Origin of the sequence: Geminicoccus flavidas (assembly GCF_009806515.1) — a bacterium.
GTDB classification, from domain to species: Bacteria; Pseudomonadota; Alphaproteobacteria; order Geminicoccales; family Geminicoccaceae; genus Geminicoccus; species Geminicoccus flavidus.
Map to the genome: position 1 here is coordinate 1 of NZ_WUJP01000511.1, position 2,447 is coordinate 2,447.

2 protein-coding genes are annotated in these 2,447 nt (G+C 68.7%); both read right to left on the minus strand.

Annotated features, from left to right (window positions below):
- The coding region (locus EQG76_RS14475; RefSeq protein ID WP_159714681.1) for a DUF763 domain-containing protein at nucleotides 1-636 on the minus strand (636 nt) is incomplete at its 3' end.
- A 107-nt stretch (nucleotides 637-743) separates the two neighbouring features.
- Nucleotides 744-2,183: an amidase gene (locus tag EQG76_RS14480; RefSeq protein ID WP_235031372.1), complete on the minus strand. Its 1,440-nt coding sequence runs from the start codon at nucleotides 2,181-2,183 to the stop codon at nucleotides 744-746.
- Nucleotides 2,184-2,447 lie beyond the last annotated feature (264 nt).

Below are 2,447 nucleotides of genomic sequence, written 5' to 3' on the forward strand. Positions count from 1 at the left end.
GCGCGAGGCCGCGGCGCGCCGGTCGGTCAGGTTGACGATCCGGCCCTGGTTCGGGCCGTCGATGGCGCTGTGCGGTGCCTCGACGAAGCTCTCGAGATGTTCCGACAGCCAGTGATAGCGCCGCGCGGTGCGGCTGGCCCCGTTCATCCCCTGCTGTACGACCACCCACCGGCCGTCATCGGCCACGACGAAGCCGTGCAGGTAGAGGTCGAAGCCGTCCTGCACGGCCGCACTGTCAACCTTGGCGACCAAGCGGCTGGCATTCGCCAGGGCCGCCCCGTCCAGCCCGGTCCGCGCGCCGAACGCGGCCAGCTCGTCGGGCGTGCGCCGGGAGTGGCTGCCGCGCCCGCCGCAGACGCGCAGGCCCAGCTCGATCTCCAGCGGCGCCAGCCCCCGCTTAAGGGCGCCCAGCACGCTGGTGGTGATGCCCGAGGAATGCCAGTCCATGCCCATGACGGCACCGAAGGACTGGAACCAGAAGGGGTGGGCCAGGCGGCGCAGGAACTCGTCGCGGCCGTAATGGTGGATGATCGCTTCAGCGATCACCGCGCCCAGCCGGCTCATCCGCTGGCTGAGCCAGGCCGGCACCCGGCCATGGTGCAAGGGCAGGTCGGCGCTGCCGGCGCGGCGGGCCATGCGGTCTCCTCTGAGAACAGATGGAGAACTTCTAGCAGCCGGCGCCAAGGCCGGCCATGGCCCGCGGTCCGGGTCCCGCTGGATGGCAGGACCCGGGATGACGAAGGTCAGGCGGTGGCGTGGATCGGCGGCTTCTTGCCGATCCAGGGGCGCGCCTGCTCGACCTGGGTCGCCAGGTTCAGGAGGGTCGCCTCGTCGCCCATGCGGCCGACGAACTGGATGCCGATCGGCGTGTCGTTGGCGAACGTCGTGCTCGGCAGCGAGATCGCCGGCAGCCCGGAGATGTTGAAGGCGAACATGTAGGCCGCGTCCGACCAGCGGGCGAGGTAGCGCTTGCGGTCGCCGTCCTCCATCGTCCAGTAGCCGACCGGCCGCGGCGGCTGGGTCAGCACCGGGCTCAGGAACGCGTCGAACTGCTCCAGCTCCAGCCCGAGCTGCTGGTTGGCCTTGCGGATCCCGGCGATGCTGGCCGAGTACTGCTTGGCGGACAGCGTCTTGGCGTACTCGAACATCGTCCAGTTGAAGGCCGCCAGCTCGTGCTGCTCGACCGGCCGGCCGACCAGTGTCGCCGACTGATCCATGGCGTTGGCCATCTCGACCGCGATGATGTCGTTATAGTCCCACCAGGCCTTCTCAAGGTCGAACTTGATGGTGTAGGGCTCGAGCTTGTGGCCCATGCCTTCCAGCAGGCTCGCCGTCTCTTTGACTGCCTGGGCGACCTCGGGTGCCAGCGGCTCGCCGAACGGTGCGTCCAGGGTGAAGCCGATCTTCAGCGGCTTCGGCGCGGCCTGCGCTAGCTCCAGCCAGCTCTTGTCCGGAACAGGCGGTGTGTAGGGGTCGCCCGGGCCCCAGCCGGCCACCCCATCCAGATATGCTGCGGTATCGCGCACCGTGCGGGTGCAGGCGAAGGTGTAGACCGAACCGAACCAGTAGTCGGCATCGACCGGGCCATAGGTGATCCGGCCGCGCGAGGGCTTGAGGCCGACCACGCCGCAGCACGAGGCCGGCACGCGGATCGAGCCCCCGCCATCCGAAGCCTCGGCCAGCGGCACCATGCCGCTCACCACCGCCACCGCGGCACCGCCGCTGGAACCACCGGGCGTGCGCTCCGGGTTCCAGGGGTTCAGCGTGTTGCCGTAAAAGCGCGGCTCGGTCGCGATGCACCAGCCACCCTCGGGCGAGTTGGTGCGGCCGAGCAGGAGGAAGCCAGCCTCCTTGATGCGGGCCGACAGAGTGGAATCATAGGCGCAGACATAGTCCTTCAGATACTCCATGCCGCCGTCGACACGGGTACCCTGCCAATGCGAGCCGATGTTCTTGAGCAGGAACGGCACGCCGGCGAACGGTCCCTTGGGCTCGGACTGTGCCGCTTCACGGCCGATCTCGTAATTCTTGATCACCACCGCGTTGAGCTTGGGATCGATGTCCTCGATGATCTGGATCGCGGTCTCGACCAGCTCGCTGGGCGTCACTTCCTTCTTCTTGACCAGGTCGGCCAGCGCCAGCGCATCGCTGTCCGCATAGAGCCCGACCAGATCCTTCGTCACCCTTGCCAACTTCGTTCTCCTGCTTCGCAAGGCATCGTTCGAGGGCTGTTCCCGGCGGGCCGGGACGGCAGCGACCTTAGAGTCGGTAACGCCGTTACGCCATTGGCCAGCGCGGCCATGCGAAACCGCCGGCGGGCCAGCCTGGCCGCCGGTGGAGCAGGAATCATGCCGGCAGCACCCGAAGCGGGTCGGGTCAGCCCTGGCGGCTGCGCCCGTAGCTGCGTACCCGCGAGCCTGTGGTGCTGCCGACCGCACAGCCGGCAC